We start from the raw sequence: 18675 nt of genomic DNA, 5'->3' as shown, positions 1-18675 counted from the left end.
GATCTCGTGCCACCGACCGCTCGCTCGCGGCCGCACACCCCGGCCTGCGCCGGGATGCCACGCTGTTACGCGAACGTCTTCGCGAACTGCCCGAGCGCTTCCTTCAGCTTGCCCTCGGTATCCTTGCCCAGTTCGCGGCTGTCGCGGATCGCGGTCAGCACGTCGGCATGGTCGGTGCGCATGTAGCTCAGCATCGCCGCTTCGTAGCGGTTGACGTCGGCCACGGGCACCGTGTCGATGAAGCCGTTGGTGCCGGCATAGATCGACACCGTCTGCTCCTCGAACGGCATCGGCGCGAACTGCGGCTGCTTCAGCAATTCGGTCAGGCGCGCGCCGCGGTTCAGCAGCCGCTGCGTCGATGCATCCAGGTCCGACCCGAATTGCGCGAACGCCGCCATCTCGCGATACTGCGCCAGCTCCAGCTTGATCGAGCCGGACACCTTCTTCATCGCCTTGGTCTGCGCCGCGCCGCCGACGCGGCTGACCGACAGGCCGACGTTGATCGCCGGGCGGATGCCCGCGAAGAACAAATCGGTTTCGAGGAAGATCTGCCCGTCGGTAATCGAGATCACGTTGGTCGGGATGTACGCGGACACGTCGCCGGCCTGCGTCTCGATGATCGGCAGCGCGGTCAGCGAGCCCGAGCCATTGGCCTCGTTCATCTTCGCCGCACGCTCCAGCAGGCGCGAGTGGAGATAGAAGACGTCGCCCGGATAGGCTTCGCGGCCCGGCGGACGACGCAGCAACAGCGACATCTGGCGATACGCCACCGCCTGCTTGGACAGATCGTCATAGACGATGACGGCGTGCATGCCGTTGTCGCGGAAATATTCGCCCATCGCGCACCCGGTGTACGGCGCGAGGAACTGCAACGGAGCCGGATCGGATGCGGTCGCGGCGACGACGATGGAATATTCCATCGCGCCATTCTCTTCCAGCGTGCGGACCAGCTGCGCGACGGTCGAACGCTTCTGCCCGATCGCGACGTAGATGCAGTACAGCTTCTTCGATTCGTCGGTGCCGGCGTTGGCCTGCTTCTGGTTGATGAACGTATCGATCGCCACCGCCGACTTGCCGGTCTGACGGTCGCCGATGATCAGCTCGCGCTGCCCACGGCCGACCGGCACCAGCGCGTCGATCGCCTTCAGGCCGGTCTGCACCGGCTCGTGCACCGACTTGCGCGGGATGATGCCGGGCGCCTTCACCTCGACGCGGCTGCGCTGATCGGTCAGGATCGGGCCCTTGCCGTCGATCGGATTACCCAGACCATCGACCACGCGGCCCAGCAACGCCTTGCCGACCGGCACGTCCACGATCGTGCCGGTGCGCTTGACGGTGTCGCCCTCGCGGATTTCGGAATCCGACCCGAAGATCACGACGCCGACATTATCGGCCTCAAGGTTCAGCGCCATGCCCTGCACGCCGTTGGCGAACTCGACCATCTCGCCCGCCTGGACGTTGTCGAGGCCATAGATGCGCGCGATGCCGTCACCGACGCTCAACACCTGCCCGGTTTCCGAAACCTGCGCCTCGGTGCCGAAACTGGCGATCTGGTCCTTGATGACGCGGGAGATTTCTGCGGCGCGGATGTCCATCAACTCAGCCTTTCATCGCGCTGGCAAGCGCATTCAAACGGGTACGGATCGACGAATCGATCATCTGGGAACCGATGCGGACGACCAGGCCGCCCAGGATCTGCGGGTCGACGGACAGGTCCACCGACACCTCGCGACCGACACGCTGGCGCAGCTGCTGCCTCAACGCGTCGACCTGCTCGGGCGACAACGGATGCGCGCTGGTGACCTCGGCGGTCGTTTCGCCGCGATGGCGCGCGGCCAGCGTGCGGAACGCGCGGATGATCTGCGGAAGCGCGGCCAGCCGGCGGTTCTCCGCCAGCACGCCCAGGAAGCTGCGCGTCGTCGCGTCCAGCCCCAGTGCGTCGGCGGTGGCCAGCACCGCCTTTACCGCTTGCCCGCGGGCGATCACCGGCGACGCCGTCAGCATCGCGAACTCGCTTGATTCGGCCAGCGCGTCGCGCACCGCCGTCAGGCTTTCCTCGACGCGATCGACCGCACGGGCCTCCACCGCCAGATCGAACAGCGCACTGGCATATCGACCGCCGAGACCGGCCTGGATGCTGCTGCCCTGATTACCGCCGGAACTCTCCACGCGATCCAAATTCCTCGTCATGACCCAAAGGTGCAATACCCATGCGAACGGATGGCGCAACGAAAGCGCCTCGCTTGGGGTACGGCGCGCGTAGCAAAGGGGCCGCCGCGATGCAACCGGAGTGAAACGATCGGCGCGGCCGGTTCGGGCGCAAGCGGCGGGATGCCGTTCGCGGCGCCCCCCTGCTACAACCGCCGCCATGGATGCCCCGATCGACCCGGATACAGCATGGGCCGCCTTCGTCGCGCGCGACCGCGCGTGGGACGGGCGGTTCGTCGTCGCGGTGCGCAGCACGCTCATCTACTGCAAGCCCAGCTGCGCCGCCCGCCGCCCGCGTCGCGACAACGTCCGCTTCCTCGCCGATGCCGCCGCGGCGCGTGCCGCCGGCTATCGCGCCTGTCGCCGCTGCCTGCCCGATTCGGTGGCGCGCGACCGGGCGGCTGTGGTGCAGGCCGCGGCGCTGATTGCCGACGACGCGACATGCCCGCCGCTGGCGTCGCTCGCGGCGGCGGTTGGCTATGCCCCGCATCATTTCCACCGGCTGTTCCGCCGGCTGACCGGCGTCACGCCCGCCGCACTCGCGCGGACGCACCGCGCCGACCGCGCGCTGGCGGCGTTGCGCGCCACCGCCAGCGTCACCGCCGCGATCTACGATGCCGGCTATGCCGCCCCCAGCCGCTTCTATGTCGATGCCGCGCGGCTGGGCATGACCCCGCACACCGCTGCGGCGGGGGGCGCGGGGGAGGGGATCGGCTGGGTCGCGCTCGCCGCTCCGCCCGGTACGCTCCTGATGGCGGCGACGGCGCGCGGCTGGTGCCGGTTCGCGTTCGAGGACGACGATGCCGGGCTGCGCACCGCCTTCCCCGCCGCCACGCTCCACCCCGGCACGGCGTCGCTGCACGCCCGCGCCGCCGCGCTGGTGGCGGCGACCGGCGCGATCGCCACCGACGCCAGCCTGCCGCTCGCGCTCCGCCGCGTCGCATTCCGCACCTTGCTGCACGCCGCCGCCGCGCGGTGTGGTTAGCCGAATCGTAAGCCTTGTCCGCTAGCTACCCTCGGCTGAGACAGTGTGAGGACGATCAGGCCCGATGAACGCGTTCGGACGCCGCAACGGCGGCATGGGTAATGGGGGCAACGGGACGGGCGTCGGCACCGCGGGCGGCGGCGCACGCGGCGGCTTCGGCGTGGCGCGCCCGATGCACGTCGGGCCCGGCAGCAGCCTGCGCGACGATGCGCCGGTGGAGACCGCCCCGCCCCTCGATGCGCTGGCCGCGCTCGATCCGCTCACCCCGCAAAGCCAGATCGACGCGATGCAGCGGCTGTCGGATCGCCAGAACGCCACCGGTGAGGCCGGGTCGAGCCGCATGGAAGGGTTCGAGGCGTCGATCCACAAGATCAAGGAGCAGGTGCTGCCGCGCCTGCTGGAGCGTGTCGATCCCGAAGCCGCCGCCACGCTCGGCAAGGACGAGCTGGCGGAGGAGTTCCGCCCGATCATCGGCGAGGTGCTGGCCGAACTGAAGCTGACGCTCAACCGCCGCGAACAATTCGCGCTGGAAAAGGTGCTGGTCGACGAATTGCTCGGGCTGGGCCCGCTCGAGGAATTGCTGTCCGATCCCGAGATCAGTGACATCATGGTCAACGGACCCGACCAGACCTTCATCGAGCGCAAGGGCCGGCTGGAACTGGCGCAGATCGCCTTCCGTGACGAGGAGCATCTGTTCCAGATCGCGCAGCGCATCTGCAACTCGGTCGGCCGTCGCGTCGACCAGACCACGCCGCTGGCCGACGCCCGCCTGAAGGACGGCAGCCGCGTCAACGTGATCGTCCCGCCGCTCTCCCTGCGCGGCACCGCGATCTCGATCCGCAAATTCTCCGCCAAGCCGATCACGCTCGACATGATGGCCGGCTTCGGCAGCATGAGCACCAAGATGGCGACCGCGCTGAAGGTGGCGGGCGCCTGCCGCTTCAACATCGTCATCTCGGGCGGCACCGGCTCGGGCAAGACCACGATGCTCAACGCGCTGTCCAAGATGATCGACCCGGGCGAGCGGGTGCTGACGATCGAGGACGCGGCCGAACTGCGGCTGCAGCAGCCGCACTGGCTGCCGCTGGAAACCCGCCCGGCCAATCTGGAGGGTCAGGGGGAGATCAGCATCCGCGATCTCGTGAAGAACGCGCTGCGTATGCGCCCGGACCGCATCATCCTGGGCGAAATCCGTGGCAGCGAGTGTTTCGACATGCTCGCGGCGATGAACACCGGTCACGACGGTTCGATGTGCACGCTCCACTCCAACTCCCCGCGCGAGGCGCTGGCGCGCATGGAGAACATGGTGATGATGTCGGACATCAAGGTGCCCAAGGAGGCGATCAGCCGCCAGATCGCCGATTCGGTCGACCTCATCATCCAGGTGAAGCGCCTGCGCGACGGCAGCCGCCGCGTCACCAACGTGACGGAGGTGATCGGCATGGAAGGCCCGGTGATCGTCACGCAGGAATTGTTCAAGTTCGAGTATCTCGACGAAAGCGCCGACGGCAAGATCATCGGCGAATATCGCTCGATGGGCCTGCGCCCCTACACGATCGACAAGGCCAAGCAGTTCGGCTTCGACCAGGCGTATCTGGAGGCATGCCTGTAAGATGACGCGGCCAGTTCGCGCGCACGCCCGACGACGGGACGCATCGCGCGCGGCGTGACACGCCCGCGCGATCCGCTACACCTGCGGTCGTGCCGATCCCGTCGCTACTCCCGCTGGCCGCCCTCCTTGCCGCACCGATCGCGGCCCCGGCTACGGCCCCGGTTCAGCCCCCGGTTCCGGCCCCACTCTCCGCGTCCGCCGATCCGCGCGCGGCCTGGGCGGGCCGGTCGGCGCTCGCGCCCGATGCGGAGACGCGCTGGATTCCGTTCGACCTGACGCCCGGCAACCAGATCCGCTTCACCATGGCGCTGGACGGTCGCCCGGTCACCGCGATCCTCGATACCGGTGTCAGCTATTCGGTGCTCGCGCGCCGCTATGCCGACGCGCACGGGCTGGCGGTGCAGGCGGAGGGGCGCGCCACCGCGATCGGCGGCACCGTGGCGATCGGGCGGGTGGCGACGCAGCGGCTGGCGATCGGCGCGGTCACCCGGCGCGGCGGCAGTCTGGGCGTGGCCGACCTGCCCGCCGCGGCGACGGGCGGAACGCGCGCGATCGACCTGCTGGTCGGGCGCGACCTGACCGCGCCCTATGCGCTCGACATCGACTATCGCGCGCGTCGCTTTCGCCTGTTACGCAGCGGCAGCCGCCCGTTCGCCGGGGTCGCCGCCCCGCTGACGATCGCGCCGGACTTGCGGATCTATCTCGGCGCGATCGCGGTCGGCGGGCGGGCGATCGCGCCGATGGTGGTGGATACCGGCGACGGCTCCGCGATCACGCTCGGCCCCGCCGCTTGGGCCCACGCGCGCACCGCCGCCGGCCCGGTCACCAGCACCGTCTCGTTCGGACTCGCCGGCCCGGTGGTCTTCGACATGGCGATCCTGCCGGAGGTCCGGGTCGGCGAGACCGAAGCGCGCGATGTGGAGGTGCGCGTGGAGCCGGTCGGCGGCTTCTCCGACACGATCGGCGTCGCGGGCCGGATCGGCTCGGGCTTCCTGCAGCGCTATCGCGTGCTGCTCGATCCCACCGCGGGCCACATGCTGCTCGCGCCCACCGCCGCTGCCGCCACGCCGCCGGTCCGCTCGACCAGCGGCCTGCTGCTCGGGCTGACCGGGGACCGGTTGAAGGTGCTGCATGTCATGCGCGGCAGTCCCGCGGCGGCCGGCGGCTGGCGCGACGGCGACATGATCTGCACCATCGACGGAGCGCGGGTCCGCGCCGATTACGCCACCAGCGCGCTGGCGGGGTGGGCCACGGCGGCGGCGGGGCGCAGCGTTACGCTTGGCGATTGCACCGGCGGGCGCCGTCGATTGATGTTGCGACGTTTCTATTGATGCAGATCATTTCGGCGATAGTTCACGCGGGGTTAACGAGACGGTAACGTTTGCACCACTCGATCACTCCGGGACATTATGCCGCAATATCACATCACCTTCGCCGGTCGCGAGCAGGATCGGGTTCCGGTCGAATGCGCCGATCTCCCCGCCGCCCGCAATCAGGCGATCCAGCGGCTCGGTGCCTATCTCGCCAGCCATCCCGGCTTCGCGGAGGAGGGACATTGGCGGGTTACGGTAGAGGATGACGTCGGGCGCGCCGTCGCCACGGTGATCGTCGCCACCGTCACCCCGCGTCCGGTCGGCCCGGAAACCTGACGCTCAGCGTGAGCGGGCGTCGCCGGTGCGGGGTTCGCTCATCCGTTGTTGTCCGCGTGCGCGTGCCGCGCTCCGCACCAGTTCCTCGCTCAGCCGCATCGCGGCTTCCGCAGTCAGGTTGTAGCTGGCGCCACAGCGCGACAGCACGGTAACCACGCCCTCATCGGCGCTTACTGCTGGCGCCATCGTACACAGATCTGCCTTCATGCCTGCACCTGCCGTGATGGTCGGGGCTGGCCTGTCGTCGTCGCACTGCCGATCGTGCCGATGTGGCACAGTCGGCGGCGCGCCAGTGCACGTCATCCAGCGATCCGCCAACAACCCGTGACGCGACTACCGGTTCCGTTGTCGGATTAGGGCTTTAGCGCCACCCATCCCGCGATGGCCGCGACGATTAGCGCAATGGCCTGCACCCATGTCCAGTCGATCCAGCCCACCGCGTCGGGGTCGACCCGGTGCCGTCGCCGGTGATCGCGCCACCCCGCCGCGACCGCGATCGTCACCGCCGTCGCGGCTATCGCGAACGGCAGGACTTGCGCATCGCTCACCGCCACGTCAGCCTCGCATATCCCCACCCGCGGAGAGGTTTCCTTCCATGCATCGTCTCGCCCCCGTTCTGCTTCTCGCCCCCGCGCTGCTGGTGACGCTGCCCGTCACGGCCGTGCACGCCGCGCCAGCCGTCCCCGCTCCGATCGCGGCGGCGGTGAAGGCGCCGACGCGCAGCGCCGCCAATACCGCACGCGACCGTTATCGCCACCCCGGTGCGACGCTGGCCTTTTTCGGCGTCCGGCCCACCGACACCGTGGTGGAGGTCTGGCCGGGCAGCGGCTGGTATAGCGAGATCCTGGCCCCGCTCACCGCAGCGCGCGGGCGCTATTATGCGGCGGGTCCGTGGGAACGCGGGCTGAACGGAGTGCGCGGGCTGCAGGCGAAGGACGCGGCCACTTACGGCAAGATCACGCTCGCCGCGCTGCCCGCCGCCGCGGGGCAGCCGGGCGTGCCCGATGGCAGCGCCGATGTCGTGCTCACGTTCCGCAACGTCCACAATTGGCGCTTCGGTGGCGAGGATCAGGCGCGGCAGATGTTCGCCGCGATGTTCCGGATGCTCAAGCCCGGCGGTACGCTCGGCGTGGTCGAACATCGCCTGCCCGAGGCGCGCGACGCCGCCGCCGAGGAAAAAAGCGGCTATATGAAGACCAGCACCGTCGTCGGCTACGCCACCGCCGCCGGGTTCCGGCTGGCCGCCCGGTCGGAGGTGAACGCCAATCCGAAAGATACCGCCGACTGGCCGAACGGGGTGTGGACGTTGCCGCCCAGTTACGCGCTCAAGGACGTCGACCGCGCCCGCTACGCGGCGATCGGCGAAAGCGACCGGATGACGCTGAAGTTCGTCAAGCCACGCTGACCGGCAGGCTGCCGGCCCCGCCTCGTTCCAGCCCCGGCGGGGCTATCCGCGGCATCCCGGCCTCGCACCGGGGTGCCGCGTCCTCGGCGACCATCAACCTGCGGCACGATGTGTCGCGCCCGGGGTAACGAACCGACGCTTCGATGCCCCATATGGTCCGTCCGGCCGCCACGAACGGCGCCCGTCCGTCCTCGGTGCGGGATCGTGGATGCCGTCGCCGCGATGCCGGTTCACGCCCGACGTTCTCGGCCTTCCACCATACGACGCAGCGCACACTGGCCCGTCATCCCGAACGGCCACGGGTCGCAGCAGCGCCTCCGCGCTCCTCCACGCCGTTCTTCGCTCGCCACACTGCAAGGATCGCCGGGCCAGACGCCCGACGTGCGCTATCCTGACGCGGCCTGAGACGCACGCGTCATCCTCCGGCGCGTCTGATCCGCGGTCGAAACTCCCTTGCCGCCACTTCCCGCGAGAGCGGCGACCCGGCGCGGCGCGGACGCCCCACCGGTTCCGTGGCATCCCCGCGCCCACTCGCCCGCGGGGCGACGCAGTCACCCCCGCCGCCGTGGTTCACTCGCCCAGTTTGTCGACCTTGTCGCGCAACTGCGCCAGTTCGGCCTTCAGCGCGGCGATCTCGCCGTCCTTCGTGCCGTTGCCCGTCGCACCCGCGTTACTCGCCGGCACAGGCGGCTTGAACGCCTGCGCCGCCACCTCGAACATCTCCAGGTTACGCTTGGCGATGTCCGCGAACGGCGATCCGGCGAACGCGCCTTCCACCGCGGTCTTGAACTGGGTCTGGTTACGGCGGAAACTGTCCATCGACGCGTCCAGATAATCCGGCACCATCGCCTGCATCGAATCACCGTACAGCGCGATCAGCTGGCGCAGGAAATTGACCGGCAGCATCGTCTGCCCGCGGCTTTCCTCCTCCATGATGATCTGCGTCAGCACGTTGTGGGTGATGTCGTCGTCGGTCTTGGCGTCGACCACCTTGAACTCGCGCCCTTCCCGCGTCATCGCGGCAAGGTGCTCCAGCGTGATGTAGGAGGAGCTTTCGGTATTGTAGAGCCGGCGGTTGGCGTATTTCTTGATGACGACCACTCCGTCGGTGGCGTGCTGCTTCTTCATCGCTCGAGATCCCATGACCGAACCATTGTGCGGTATCGCACAGAATATCGCGCTGCAACATCGCTTATACGGGCCGCGGCCGTTGCCGCTGTTCCTCGACATGCTGCGCCGCGAAACCGCAACATCGCCCGAGCGCACCGCCGCCGCGCTCGCCGGGCTGCGCCGTTATCAGGACGCGCCGCGACGGCGACGACGTGCGCGCCCGGTTCGCTATCGCAGCGGCGCGGCGCGGCTGCGTGACGGCGCGCGGGGCAGCGATGCGCCGCCGGTCGTCCTGATCCCTTCGCTCATCAACCCGCCGTTCGTGCTCGATCTCGCGCCGGGTCATTCGCTGCTCGAACACCTCGCCGCCGCCGGTTTCCATCCATGGCTGGTGGATTGGGGAACGCCGCGCGCGCAGGATGCCGGGCTCGATCTGGCCGGCCATGTCACGCGGCGGCTGCTGCCGCTGCTCGCGCGGCTGCCGCGGCCGCCGCTGCTGGTGGGTTATTGCCTCGGCGGCACGCTCGCGCTGGCCGCCGCCGCCGCGTTGCCGCCCGGCACGGTCGCGGGCGTCGCGACGATCGCCGCGCCGTGGCGCTTCGGCGGCTATGGCGATGCGCCGCGCGATGCGCTCGCGTCGCTGTGGGCGCAGGTCGCGCCGGGATGCCGCGCGTTGGGCGTGGTGCCGATGGAGGTGTTGCAGACCGTCTTCTGGCAACTCGATCCCGCGCGCACGATCGCCAAATACGCCGCCTTTGCGACGATGGCCCCCGCCGCCGCCGCGCGCTTCGTCCTGCTGGAGGATTGGGCGAACGATGGCGCGCCGCTTGCCTATGCCGCCGGTGCCGATATGTTCGAAGGGCTGTTCGCCGCCGATCGCCCCGGCCGGGGCCGATGGACGGTCGACGGGACGATCGTCGTGCCGCACGATCTGCCCTGCCCCGCGACCGAGTTCGTCTCGCTCACCGATCGGATCGTCCCCGCGGCCACCGCGATCGGGCTGCCGTCACGCCACGATATTCACGCCGGGCACGTCGGCATGATGGTGGGTGGTCGCGCGCGCAACCTGCTGTGGGATCCCCTTACCGCCTGGCTGCACGCGCATACCGGCTGACGCCGCGCGGCACCGCCCGCCTGTGGAGGCGACCATCGCCACCGTCGCATGACGCGCGCTGCCCCGACAATAGCCCCGATCGTACCGTCTGATCCTCCGTGCCACCGCCCCGGGGGTGGTGCGGCGTCACGACCAATGCCGGTCGAACCGCCGCCCCATGCCCGTAAGCAGCTCATATTGGCTGATACCGCTCGCCTCCGCGACATGCACCAGATCGTCGTCGAACCGGACCCAGTCGCCCTCCCGCACGTCTGCCCGGCCAACATCGAGCGCGACCAGGTCCATCGAAACCCGTCCCACCACCGGCAACGCCGCATCCCCCGCGAACGCGCACCCACGGCTCGACAAGGCCCGGCGATAGCCGTCGGCATAGCCCAGATTGACGATCGCCACCCGCGTCTCGGCCGAGGCCTGCCACGTCGCGTTATAGCCCACGGTCTCGCCCGCCGCGATGGTGCGGCATTGCAGCACCTCCGCCGCGATCGTCGCCACCGGGCAGATCGCGCCGACCAGCCCGGCCACCGGCACCCCGCCGTACAGCGCCAGTCCCGGTCGTGTCAGATCAAAGTGATAGCCGGCACCCAGCGCGATCCCCGCGGAGTTCGCAAGGCTCATCCGCGCCGCATTCGTCCGTCCGGCCAGCGCCGCGAAGCGTGCACGCTGCGCCTCGTTCATCGCGTGTCCGGGTTCGTCGGCGCACGCCAGATGGCTCATCAGCGTGTCGACCACCACATCGTCGAGCAAGCCGGCGGCGATCTCTTCGGCGGCGATGCCGAGCCGGTTCATCCCCGTATCCACCATCACGTCGCACGCCCGTCCCGGCGCGGCGAACCGCCACCGCGCGACCTGTGCGGCCGTGCTCAGCACCGGGCGCACGTCCGGCAACGCCGCCAGCAGCGTCAGATCCGCTTCCCGCAACCCATGCAGCACCGCCAGCGATACGCCTGCCTCGCGAGCCAGATCGGCCAGTTCCTCCGCCTCGGCCCAGCTGGCCACGAACAGGTCCCGGCATCCCGCCCCGATCAGCCGCTGCACCACCGCGCGCGCACCGAGGCCGTACCCGTCCGCCTTCACCGCCGCTCCGCATGCCGCCGGTCCGCTCAGCCGCGCCAGCGCGCGCCAGTTGGCGACCAGGGCGTCGGACGACAGGTACAGGCGATTGGGACGATGCGGCATGCGAGGGGAGTTAGCGCCTGCACCGCCCGCGCGCCACCATGCCGTCGCAGTGCGCGTGGCTGCACCCGACCTCCGCCTCACGATCGAACTTCGGGATAGCGACCCTGATCCGGACCAGGCCACCGGCACTACCGCCAGCGGGTAGCACGGCGAGCACCACCCATGCCTCCGCCGCATTCCTCACCCGATGTCCACAGCCGCAGTTGCGCGCCGTCGACGCCGGCCGGGCGTGACACTCCTGGTCGCTCGCGAAGAATTTTCAGCCGACCTCATAACGATACCCTTGCCGCAGATCGTCGCCATCGCGGGCGGAGCATCTGCGGTCAGGTTGTTGCGCGCTATCTCGCGTCAGGTCGTGTGGCCGGCCGCGCGAAGGAACGCGTCGGAGAACATGCCGAACGTCTGATGCCGCGGCCCGCGTCAACCCCGGCGCCCCCTTGCCGAGGCTGACATGCCGAGATGCGACAAACTTGCCGATCGAGGGGCCTGTTGAAAAGCTGTGGATAAGTCGGTGATAACCGCTGGACTATCGCTGGACATCCCTGTGGATCAACGCTGCATATCCCTGTGGGCGACCGGTTCATGGTCCGTGGATAAGTGGTGAGTTGCCTGTGGAATGGCTGTGCACGAAACGGGCGGTACGGCATCGCGGCGATTGGCCCGAACGGAGGCGAGGAAGGCCAGCCCGATGAACGCTGCGCCGATCAGCCCGGTGAGCGTCGCCGGCACGTCGATGCGAACCGAGATCAGCATGATCGCCGCCAGTATGATGATCGCGTAGAAGGTGCCGTGTTCGAGATAGCGATATTCGGTCAGCGTCCCGCGATCGACCAGCATCACCGTCATCGACCGAACGAACATCGCCCCGATACCCAGCCCCAGCGCGATGACGAACGGGTCGTCCGACAGGGCGAACGCGCCGATCACGCCCCCGGACGAGAAACTGGCGTCGAGCATTTCGAGATACAGGAACACCGCCAGCCCGGACTTTGCGACGACCGCGCCGGTCGGCGCCGCATTTCCGTCGCCGGCGGTCACAACGCCGATCGCCTGCACCGCGACATACGCGATCAGCCCGAACAGCCCGGACGTCAGGAAGGTCATGCCCTCCGTCGCAGGCACCAGCCGCGACAGGCCGAACAGCGCCAGCAACACGATCGCGATCGACATTCCCGCCGCATGCGACAAGCCCGCGAACGGGCGCTCGACCATGCCGATCCAGTGCGTGTCCTTTTCCTCGTCAAGAAAGAAGGTCAGCCCGACCATCGCCAGGAACGCGCCGCCGAAGCCTGCGATGCCGGCATGCGCGCCGGTGATGATCCGCTGGTAAGTGACCGGATCGTTGGCGGGGAGCCGGGCCGCATCGATCGGCCCCAGCCCGGCGGCGATCGCGACGATCACCAGCGGGAGGATGATCCGTATCCCGAACACCGCGACCACGATGCCCCACGTCAGGAAGCGCCGGCGCCACACCGGCGACATGTCGCGCAGCACCGCGGCGTTGATCACCGCATTGTCGAACGACAGCGACACTTCCAGCACACCGAGGACCGATATGGTCCACAACGTGGCCAACGTGCCGGCCACATCGTGCGTGATCGTCCAGCCCAGCCATGCCCCGGTCGCCAGACAGAGCAAAGTGAACGCCAGCGATCCCTTGAAATACCCCGGCATCACCCGCCCCCATCGATCCTCCCTGCCCGCAATCCGACGCAATTCCCGTCGCACTGTTTGTCACGCGCCGGTCGATCAGCATCCCCGCGCGCAGCCGCAGGTCATCGGCCATCCGCACCCCGACCGGCGGCTGGTCAGGCATCGCCGACGACACCACGCTTCTGGTCGCGCATTCGTCGGGCACACAGTCGCCGAGGTCCGCAAACACCGGCATGCGCGCGATCTCGCTCCACACCCCAATGTTGATGCGCAGCGTTTCGCCCGATGCGATGCCGCCGGTCCGGTCCTCGCCGCGCGGTTCGACGAAGGGCGCGTGGTGCGATTTCCCGAACGCGCGCGCCGGCACGTGCATTACGCCCGAGCGCCCGTCCCCCGACTGTCGCTGGCAGCCGGGGTCGAAGTCGGTCGCGCGTCCTCGCCACGGCGCGCATGACACCGCGCACCCGCCCGCATCGGACAGGCGACCTGCCCAAACCACCAGTCATCGCCCGAGCCCCCGTGGAAAGCGCCCGAAACGGCACGCCTCCCGTCCACCGGGTTGCCGCGCCATGTCGGCGACCGCAATCGCCGCCGGGCACAGCTGCATCCGTTTCGGATGCGTCTTCCTCGTCAGCCCGCATCTACGGCCGGATGTCGCGCTACGAAGGGACGCCGCGTGGAGGTGGTGGAACACGAACGGTGGCGGGCGGCGGTCGACGACGTGGTGGCCAGCGATCGTGCGAGGCGATGCTGCCGGTGCGCCGATCGATGGCGGGGATTGCGCCGGCGCTCCGGTGGACAAGGAGATATCGGGCCTGTTCGCCGGTGCCGCCAAACAGGCGGCGGAACATTGCGCACCCGGCAACACGAGGTTCCACGCGGCACCCGGTCCGATCGGCCCAAGGATCGAACAGGTGGCGCGACCAGCCGCGATCCGCGCAGGGCGCCGCCGTACAATTGGTGCCCGAACGCGGCGCCACGATCGCGAGACCGCATGCACCGGTCACGGTCTGCACGTGAAGAAACCCTGTGCGGCTGGTGGCGACATGATCGACCGGCACGGCGCCGCGCCGACCGTCGCGGCCAGCTAGCCGCCGATCGCCATCGCACCCGCCGCGGCGAAGCCGGCGATCGCCAGAATGCCGAGCACGCGTGCCAGCGACTCCTTGCGATAATCCGCCAGCCGTTCCTCGTTCAGCCAGTACAGCCCGTCCGGGGTCTTCTCGATCGCCCCGAACGCCAGCATCCGCTTGAACACCCGCCGGTCCAGCCGGGCGTCGGGGGTCTCGTAGCGGGTCGCCGTCGCCTTCGACGTCGCCCCGGCCGAGGTGAAGTACCAGCTGACGCGGTTGCGCGCCTTGGCGATCATCGCCGCCATCACCGCTCCGGACATCGTCGTTCTTCCTCTACTTCTTGCGATTCTCGTGGCGCAGGTTGCCCGGCCGCCCACGCCGCTTCAGCACGCGCGGCGGCTTGCCGCCCTTCGCCTCCGCGCGGTCGCGCCCGCCGCCGCCGTACCGGCCCTCGGGCATTTCGAAGCGCAGCGCTCCGGACACCGGATTTGCCTCCGCCAGCCGCAGCGCCATGCGCTGCCCCTGCGCGAACGTGTCGCCACTGTGTTCGCCGACCAGCCGCCGCGCGGCTTCGTCGAACCGGAAATATTCGCCGCCCAGGTCGCGTACCGGCATCAACCCGTCGCCGCCGATCCCGTCCACCGTGGCGAAGAAGCCGAAATTGGTCACGCCGGTGATCCGCACGTCGACCAGTTCGCCGACCCGCTCGGCCAGAAACGCCGCGACATAGCGATCGATCGTCTCGCGCTCCGCTTCCATCGCGCGACGCTCCAGCTTGCTGATCGTCTCGCCCGCCCGCTCGAAATCCTCGTCGCCGTTCAGCCCGCCGGGGCCAAGCCCGTAAGCGGAGACCAGCGCGCGATGCACCATCAGGTCGGCGTAGCGGCGAATGGGTGAGGTGAAATGCGCATAGCTGCCCAGCGCCAGACCGAAATGGCCGAGGTTGGCGGGCGCATAATAGGCCTGGGTTTGCGTGCGCAGCACCTGCTCCATCACCTCCGGGCGGAACGGCACGTCGCCGACGCGCTCAAGGATGCGGTTGAAGGTGGAAGGCTTGACCACCTGCCCCAGCGCGAACGGCACCTCGAACGTTTCGAGATAATCCTTCAGCGCCACCAGCTTCTCACGCGCGGGCGGCTCATGGACGCGGTACATCACCGGCGCCTTCTTCGCCTCCAGCGCCTTGGCCGCGGCGACGTTGGCGGCGATCATATATTCCTCGATCAAACGGTGCGCATCCAGCCGGTCGCGCGGCGCGACCGACATGATTCGCCCCTTTTCGTCGAGCACGACCCGCCGCTCGGGCAGATCGAGATCGAGCGGCTCGCGCTTCTCGCGCGCCGCTGCCAGCGCACGCCAGCAATCCCACAGCGGCACCAGCGCGGCGTCGACAAGCCCGACGTCCCAGCCGAAGCCGGTGCCAGCCGCCACCGGGACGTCGGTGCCCGCCGTCTCGACACCGGTCACCTCCCGGTCCGTACCGCGCGCATCCATCGCCGCCTGCGCCTCTTCATAGGCGACGTTCGCCGCCAGCCGCACCACCGCGCGCGTGAAGCGCCACGACTTCAGCGTGCCGGCCTTCGTCACCTGCATGTGACACGCCAACGCGGCGCGATCCTCACCTTCCTTCAGCGAGCAGACATCGGCCGACAGCACCTCCGGCAACATCGGCACCACGCGATCCGGGAAGTAGACCGAATTGCCGCGCGTCCGCGCCTCGCGGTCGATCGCGCTGCCGGGGCGGACATAGAAACTGACGTCGGCGATCGCCACGATCACCTTCCACCCGCCGTCGTTTGCGGGATCGTCATCCGGCGTCGCCCAGACCGCATCGTCATGGTCGCGCGCGTCGGCGGGGTCGATCGCGACGATCGGCAACCGGGTCAGGTCTTCGCGCCCGCCCGACCCGCCGACCTCGCCGATCGGTTGACGCGCGACGCGCTCCGCCTCGTCCAGCGCTTCCTGTGCGAAGGTGTCCGGAATGCTCAGCTTGTGGATCGCGATCAGCGAGAAGCTGCGCGGCGCAAACGGATTGCCCAGCCGCTGCACCACGCGCGCGGTAATGCGCGGCGGGCGTCCGGCCATTTCCGCCAGCACCAGATCGCCGGCCTGCGCATCGCCGGCGTCGGCCACCATGAACTCGCGACGCTCCTTCTTGTCGACCGCCTGCAACCACAGCCGCCCGCCCTCGCCGCGCAGCACCCCGACGACCTGCTCGGCCGCAGGGGCCAGCACCTTCATCGGATGCGCGGTCCACCCGCCGCCGGTCTCCTCGGTCCGTGCCAGCACGCGTTCGCCGACGGCCAGCGCACCGCGCTTGCGGTCACGCACGCGGATGCGCGGCGCGGGCACGTCGGCCTCCCAGCGTTCCGGCACCGCCCACACGTTACCGCCCTCGTCGACGTCGGCGATGCGCAGCACGGTCACCTTGGGCAGCCCGCCCATCTTGTGGAAAGCGCGACCGGGCGCGGAGTCGATCAGCCCCTCGTCCCCCATATCCTTCAGCAACGCCTTCAACGCGATTTTCTGCTGCGCGCTCAACCCGAAGGCGCGCGCGATCTCGCGCTTGCCGGTGGGCGTCGCGGAGGTGGCGATGAAGTCGAGGATCTGCTCGCGCGTGGGCAGGCCGGGGGTCATGTTCTTTGGCACGCTATCGAGATAGGCATTGCAACGGCCGAACGCCATCGCCCGCTTCGATCGCGCATCGTCCTCCCGACCGCGGCGCGGTCATGGCGGGCGCAGCAAGACGGTCCCGTGTTCCGCCGGCCGGTATGCGCATAACCGGATTACCGTCCCGCAGCCATCGTCTCGCTGATCGGCATTTCCGGCCGATCCGACATCGTGCGCACCACGGTTTCGAACCGGTCGCCATGGATGCGGATCTCGTTGAAGGCCGGCGGCGAATTGCGCGTCCGCTTCGACAGCGTGCCCGCCCCGATCAGCCGCACCGTCCAGCCGTTGCGCTCATAGGCGACGTCGAACGGATCGTGGACATGGCCCGACAATACCGCATGCACCCCAGCATCGGCAAAGGCGGCGAGCGCGACGTCGCCACGCCGCGTCCTGGCGGTGCCTTTCGTGCCGCCCTCGATCAACGGATGATGCCCGGCGACGAAGATCAGGTTGCCGCGCGGCGCCGCCTCCACCAGCGCCATCGCACGGCGCAGCGATCCGCTGCTCACCCGTCCCTTGGACCAGTTCCAGCGCCATTGCGCGCGAGCGGTCGTCTTCAGCGGCACGATGGTGATGCCGTCGATCTCCAGCGGCTTCTCGATCATCTTTTCGACCGCCGCATAACGCGAATAGGGCGAGAACAGCCGCCGGAGCGGATCCCAGTAATACGGAATGTCGTGATTGCCGACCTCCAGCGTCACCGGCACGCCCAGGCTGGCCAGCCACGCACCGCCGTCGTCGAACTCGCGCTTGGTCGCGCGCATCGTCAGGTCGCCGGTCATGATGACCGCGTCGGGCTTTTCCTGCGCCACCACGTCGCGGAACCATGCGACGGCGACGGGGTCCTCGGCACCGAAATGCACGTCACTGACGTGAAAGAAACGGGTCATCCCTGTACCTTGTTCGTGTTTGCGTCAGGGGCGAACGCATGGACCCGCAATCGGCTGCGTTATCCGCCGAACGATCGGCCGCCGCCCCATCCGCCGCTGGACCGCGCCGATACCCGCCCGCCGAAGCCACCGCGCGACACCACCGAACTGCGCGTCTGGATACGCTGCGTGGTGACCGGCGCGGTGACCGCGCGCGATCCCACCTGGTAATTATAGCCGCGCCCGCCATAGCCGCCGTTGGTCAGCCACGCGCCGCCCGGTGTGTACCAGCTGTTGTTGCGACCATTGCGGTACAGGCCGTTGTAGCGATAGCCGCCCGACCCGTTCAGCATTTGCCCGATCATGAATCCGGTCAGCAACGGCACGAAGAAACTCTGCCCGCCCTCGTTGCGCGCCAGGCACTGCCCGCCACCGAACTGATCCTCGCACAGACCCTTGCTGTCGAAACGCGGGGCGGCCTTTTCGTCGGTCTTCCGGGCTTCCTTGGCGGCATTCTCGCACGTCACCTTGGCGAACGCGCCGCTCGCCACGCACTCCTCGACGGTACTGAACGCCGACACCTCGGTCGGTGGGCCGAAGCGCGCCTGATCATCGGGCGCGCCGTCGCAGCCGGACAGCATCGCCAACGCGCCCGCGGCGGTCAGCCCGGCGGCGGCGGAGCGCTTGCGCGGCGGAAAGGGTCGGTCGATCATCGCTTTGGCCTCAATAGGTCATGCAGGCGGCGTTGAGCAGCCCGACCGCGATCGACGTCGCCGCCATATAGACGGCGCTCGCCACGTTGCCGGTCTCGATCCGCGCCACCAGGTCGCGAATGACCATACGCCGCACCACCAACGACGCCACCACCTGGATCACCCCGGCCAGCACGCCCCATGCGACGAACTCGACCGGGTTGGCGGTCACCTCCAGCGCGGAGGCCAGCGGCAGCGCGAAGCCGACGATCGCGCCGCCGAACACGATCGCCGCGGCCATGTTGCCCTCGGCCACCAGCCGCCGCTCGTCATATGGCGTCGAGATCTGGTACAGCCATTTGAACCCCGCAAGGAACACGCAGGCGATGCCGAACGCCAGCAGGAAGTGCCCCGCGCCGAACAGGAAATTGGTCAGGTCGAACATCGGTCGGCGTG

At 69.1% G+C, this 18675-nt stretch carries 18 protein-coding genes; 6 read left to right on the top strand and 12 right to left on the bottom strand.

Annotated features, from left to right (window positions below):
* Window positions 1-65: 65 nt before the first annotated feature.
* Together atpA and ASE95_RS08840 are read right to left on the bottom strand one after the other, a co-directional pair.
* Window positions 66-1595: a F0F1 ATP synthase subunit alpha gene (atpA, locus tag ASE95_RS08845; RefSeq protein WP_056634631.1), complete on the bottom strand. Its 1530-nt coding sequence runs from the start codon at window positions 1593-1595 to the stop codon at window positions 66-68.
* A gap of 4 nt (window positions 1596-1599) precedes the next feature.
* Window positions 1600-2169, bottom strand: a complete 570-nt coding sequence (locus ASE95_RS08840) for a F0F1 ATP synthase subunit delta (protein WP_056636045.1) — start codon at window positions 2167-2169, stop codon at window positions 1600-1602.
* Window positions 2170-2368: 199 nt separating this feature from the next.
* Between ASE95_RS08840 and ASE95_RS08835 the strand changes: the two genes are divergently transcribed.
* From ASE95_RS08835 to ASE95_RS08820, 4 genes are all read left to right on the top strand, one after another.
* The gene (locus ASE95_RS08835; RefSeq protein WP_056634628.1) at window positions 2369-3193 is read left to right on the top strand and encodes an Ada metal-binding domain-containing protein; all 825 of its coding nucleotides are present in this window, start codon (window positions 2369-2371) and stop codon (window positions 3191-3193) included.
* Window positions 3194-3257: 64 nt separating this feature from the next.
* Window positions 3258-4805 (top strand): CpaF family protein, encoded by a 1548-nt coding sequence (locus tag ASE95_RS08830; RefSeq protein ID WP_443025448.1) that lies wholly within the window; start codon window positions 3258-3260, stop codon window positions 4803-4805.
* Between the two features lie 89 nt (window positions 4806-4894).
* Window positions 4895-6136, top strand: a complete 1242-nt coding sequence (locus ASE95_RS08825) for a retropepsin-like aspartic protease (RefSeq protein ID WP_235528244.1) — start codon at window positions 4895-4897, stop codon at window positions 6134-6136.
* Between the two features lie 78 nt (window positions 6137-6214).
* On the top strand, window positions 6215-6454 hold the full coding sequence (locus ASE95_RS08820) for a DUF6894 family protein (protein WP_056634625.1): 240 nt from the start codon (window positions 6215-6217) through the stop codon (window positions 6452-6454).
* A 3-nt stretch (window positions 6455-6457) separates the two neighbouring features.
* Here ASE95_RS08820 and ASE95_RS08815 read toward each other — a convergent pair whose 3' ends face one another.
* The gene (locus ASE95_RS08815) at window positions 6458-6661 is read right to left on the bottom strand and encodes a hypothetical protein (protein ID WP_056634622.1); all 204 of its coding nucleotides are present in this window, start codon (window positions 6659-6661) and stop codon (window positions 6458-6460) included.
* A 146-nt stretch (window positions 6662-6807) separates the two neighbouring features.
* On the bottom strand, window positions 6808-7002 hold the full coding sequence (locus tag ASE95_RS08810) for a hypothetical protein (protein WP_156347944.1): 195 nt from the start codon (window positions 7000-7002) through the stop codon (window positions 6808-6810).
* A 47-nt stretch (window positions 7003-7049) separates the two neighbouring features.
* On the opposite strand from ASE95_RS08810, the gene ASE95_RS08805 reads away from it, so the two are divergent.
* Window positions 7050-7859 (top strand): class I SAM-dependent methyltransferase, encoded by an 810-nt coding sequence (locus tag ASE95_RS08805; protein WP_056634617.1) that lies wholly within the window; start codon window positions 7050-7052, stop codon window positions 7857-7859.
* A gap of 570 nt (window positions 7860-8429) precedes the next feature.
* Here the strand turns inward: ASE95_RS08805 and phaR are convergent.
* On the bottom strand, window positions 8430-8987 hold the full coding sequence (gene phaR, locus ASE95_RS08800; protein ID WP_056634614.1) for a polyhydroxyalkanoate synthesis repressor PhaR: 558 nt from the start codon (window positions 8985-8987) through the stop codon (window positions 8430-8432).
* Between the two features lie 13 nt (window positions 8988-9000).
* On the opposite strand from phaR, the gene ASE95_RS08795 reads away from it, so the two are divergent.
* Window positions 9001-10083 (top strand): alpha/beta hydrolase, encoded by a 1083-nt coding sequence (locus ASE95_RS08795; RefSeq protein WP_056634611.1) that lies wholly within the window; start codon window positions 9001-9003, stop codon window positions 10081-10083.
* Between the two features lie 126 nt (window positions 10084-10209).
* Here the strand turns inward: ASE95_RS08795 and alr are convergent, their stop codons facing one another.
* The 7 genes from alr to ASE95_RS08755 all read right to left on the bottom strand — a co-directional run bounded on the left by alr (window position 10210) and on the right by ASE95_RS08755 (window position 18664).
* Window positions 10210-11259, bottom strand: coding sequence for an alanine racemase (gene alr / locus ASE95_RS08790; protein WP_056634608.1), 1050 nt, complete (start codon window positions 11257-11259; stop codon window positions 10210-10212).
* Between the two features lie 549 nt (window positions 11260-11808).
* The gene (locus ASE95_RS08785) at window positions 11809-12933 is read right to left on the bottom strand and encodes a DUF475 domain-containing protein (protein WP_056634605.1); all 1125 of its coding nucleotides are present in this window, start codon (window positions 12931-12933) and stop codon (window positions 11809-11811) included.
* A gap of 1066 nt (window positions 12934-13999) precedes the next feature.
* Window positions 14000-14305, bottom strand: coding sequence for a hypothetical protein (locus tag ASE95_RS08775; RefSeq protein ID WP_056634600.1), 306 nt, complete (start codon window positions 14303-14305; stop codon window positions 14000-14002).
* Between the two features lie 13 nt (window positions 14306-14318).
* Window positions 14319-16670: a ribonuclease R family protein gene (locus tag ASE95_RS08770; RefSeq protein WP_235528243.1), complete on the bottom strand. Its 2352-nt coding sequence runs from the start codon at window positions 16668-16670 to the stop codon at window positions 14319-14321.
* A gap of 101 nt (window positions 16671-16771) precedes the next feature.
* Window positions 16772-17548 carry a metallophosphoesterase family protein gene (locus ASE95_RS08765; RefSeq protein ID WP_056634597.1) on the bottom strand — a complete coding sequence of 259 codons (777 nt, stop codon included), beginning with the start codon at window positions 17546-17548 and terminating at the stop codon, window positions 16772-16774.
* Window positions 17549-17607: 59 nt separating this feature from the next.
* Complete coding sequence (locus tag ASE95_RS08760) at window positions 17608-18240, bottom strand: DUF1190 domain-containing protein (protein WP_056634594.1); 633 nt, start codon at window positions 18238-18240, stop codon at window positions 17608-17610.
* 10 nt (window positions 18241-18250) lie between these two features.
* Entirely contained in the window at window positions 18251-18664 is a 414-nt protein-coding gene (locus tag ASE95_RS08755) for a DUF350 domain-containing protein (RefSeq protein ID WP_056634591.1), read from the bottom strand.
* Window positions 18665-18675 lie beyond the last annotated feature (11 nt).

It is taken from the genome of Sphingomonas sp. Leaf231, assembly GCF_001421995.1.
Lineage (GTDB): Bacteria > Pseudomonadota > Alphaproteobacteria > Sphingomonadales > Sphingomonadaceae > Sphingomonas.
This window is presented reverse-complemented; position numbering and strand designations above follow the sequence as displayed.

Coding starts and splice junctions, on each gene's coding strand:
- atpA (WP_056634631.1), bottom strand. CDS start 1,595: ATGGACATCCGCGCCGCAGAAATCTCCCGCGTCATCAAGGACCAGATC.
- ASE95_RS08835 (WP_056634628.1), top strand. CDS start 2,369: ATGGATGCCCCGATCGACCCGGATACAGCATGGGCCGCCTTCGTCGCG.
- ASE95_RS08830 (WP_443025448.1), top strand. CDS start 3,258: ATGAACGCGTTCGGACGCCGCAACGGCGGCATGGGTAATGGGGGCAAC.
- ASE95_RS08820 (WP_056634625.1), top strand. CDS start 6,215: ATGCCGCAATATCACATCACCTTCGCCGGTCGCGAGCAGGATCGGGTT.
- ASE95_RS08815 (WP_056634622.1), bottom strand. CDS start 6,661: ATGAAGGCAGATCTGTGTACGATGGCGCCAGCAGTAAGCGCCGATGAG.
- ASE95_RS08805 (WP_056634617.1), top strand. CDS start 7,050: ATGCATCGTCTCGCCCCCGTTCTGCTTCTCGCCCCCGCGCTGCTGGTG.
- phaR (WP_056634614.1), bottom strand. CDS start 8,987: ATGAAGAAGCAGCACGCCACCGACGGAGTGGTCGTCATCAAGAAATAC.
- ASE95_RS08795 (WP_056634611.1), top strand. CDS start 9,001: ATGACCGAACCATTGTGCGGTATCGCACAGAATATCGCGCTGCAACAT.
- alr (WP_056634608.1), bottom strand. CDS start 11,259: ATGCCGCATCGTCCCAATCGCCTGTACCTGTCGTCCGACGCCCTGGTC.
- ASE95_RS08785 (WP_056634605.1), bottom strand. CDS start 12,933: ATGCCGGGGTATTTCAAGGGATCGCTGGCGTTCACTTTGCTCTGTCTG.
- ASE95_RS08775 (WP_056634600.1), bottom strand. CDS start 14,305: ATGTCCGGAGCGGTGATGGCGGCGATGATCGCCAAGGCGCGCAACCGC.
- ASE95_RS08770 (WP_235528243.1), bottom strand. CDS start 16,670: ATGGCGTTCGGCCGTTGCAATGCCTATCTCGATAGCGTGCCAAAGAAC.
- ASE95_RS08765 (WP_056634597.1), bottom strand. CDS start 17,548: ATGACCCGTTTCTTTCACGTCAGTGACGTGCATTTCGGTGCCGAGGAC.
- ASE95_RS08760 (WP_056634594.1), bottom strand. CDS start 18,240: ATGATCGACCGACCCTTTCCGCCGCGCAAGCGCTCCGCCGCCGCCGGG.
- ASE95_RS08755 (WP_056634591.1), bottom strand. CDS start 18,664: ATGTTCGACCTGACCAATTTCCTGTTCGGCGCGGGGCACTTCCTGCTG.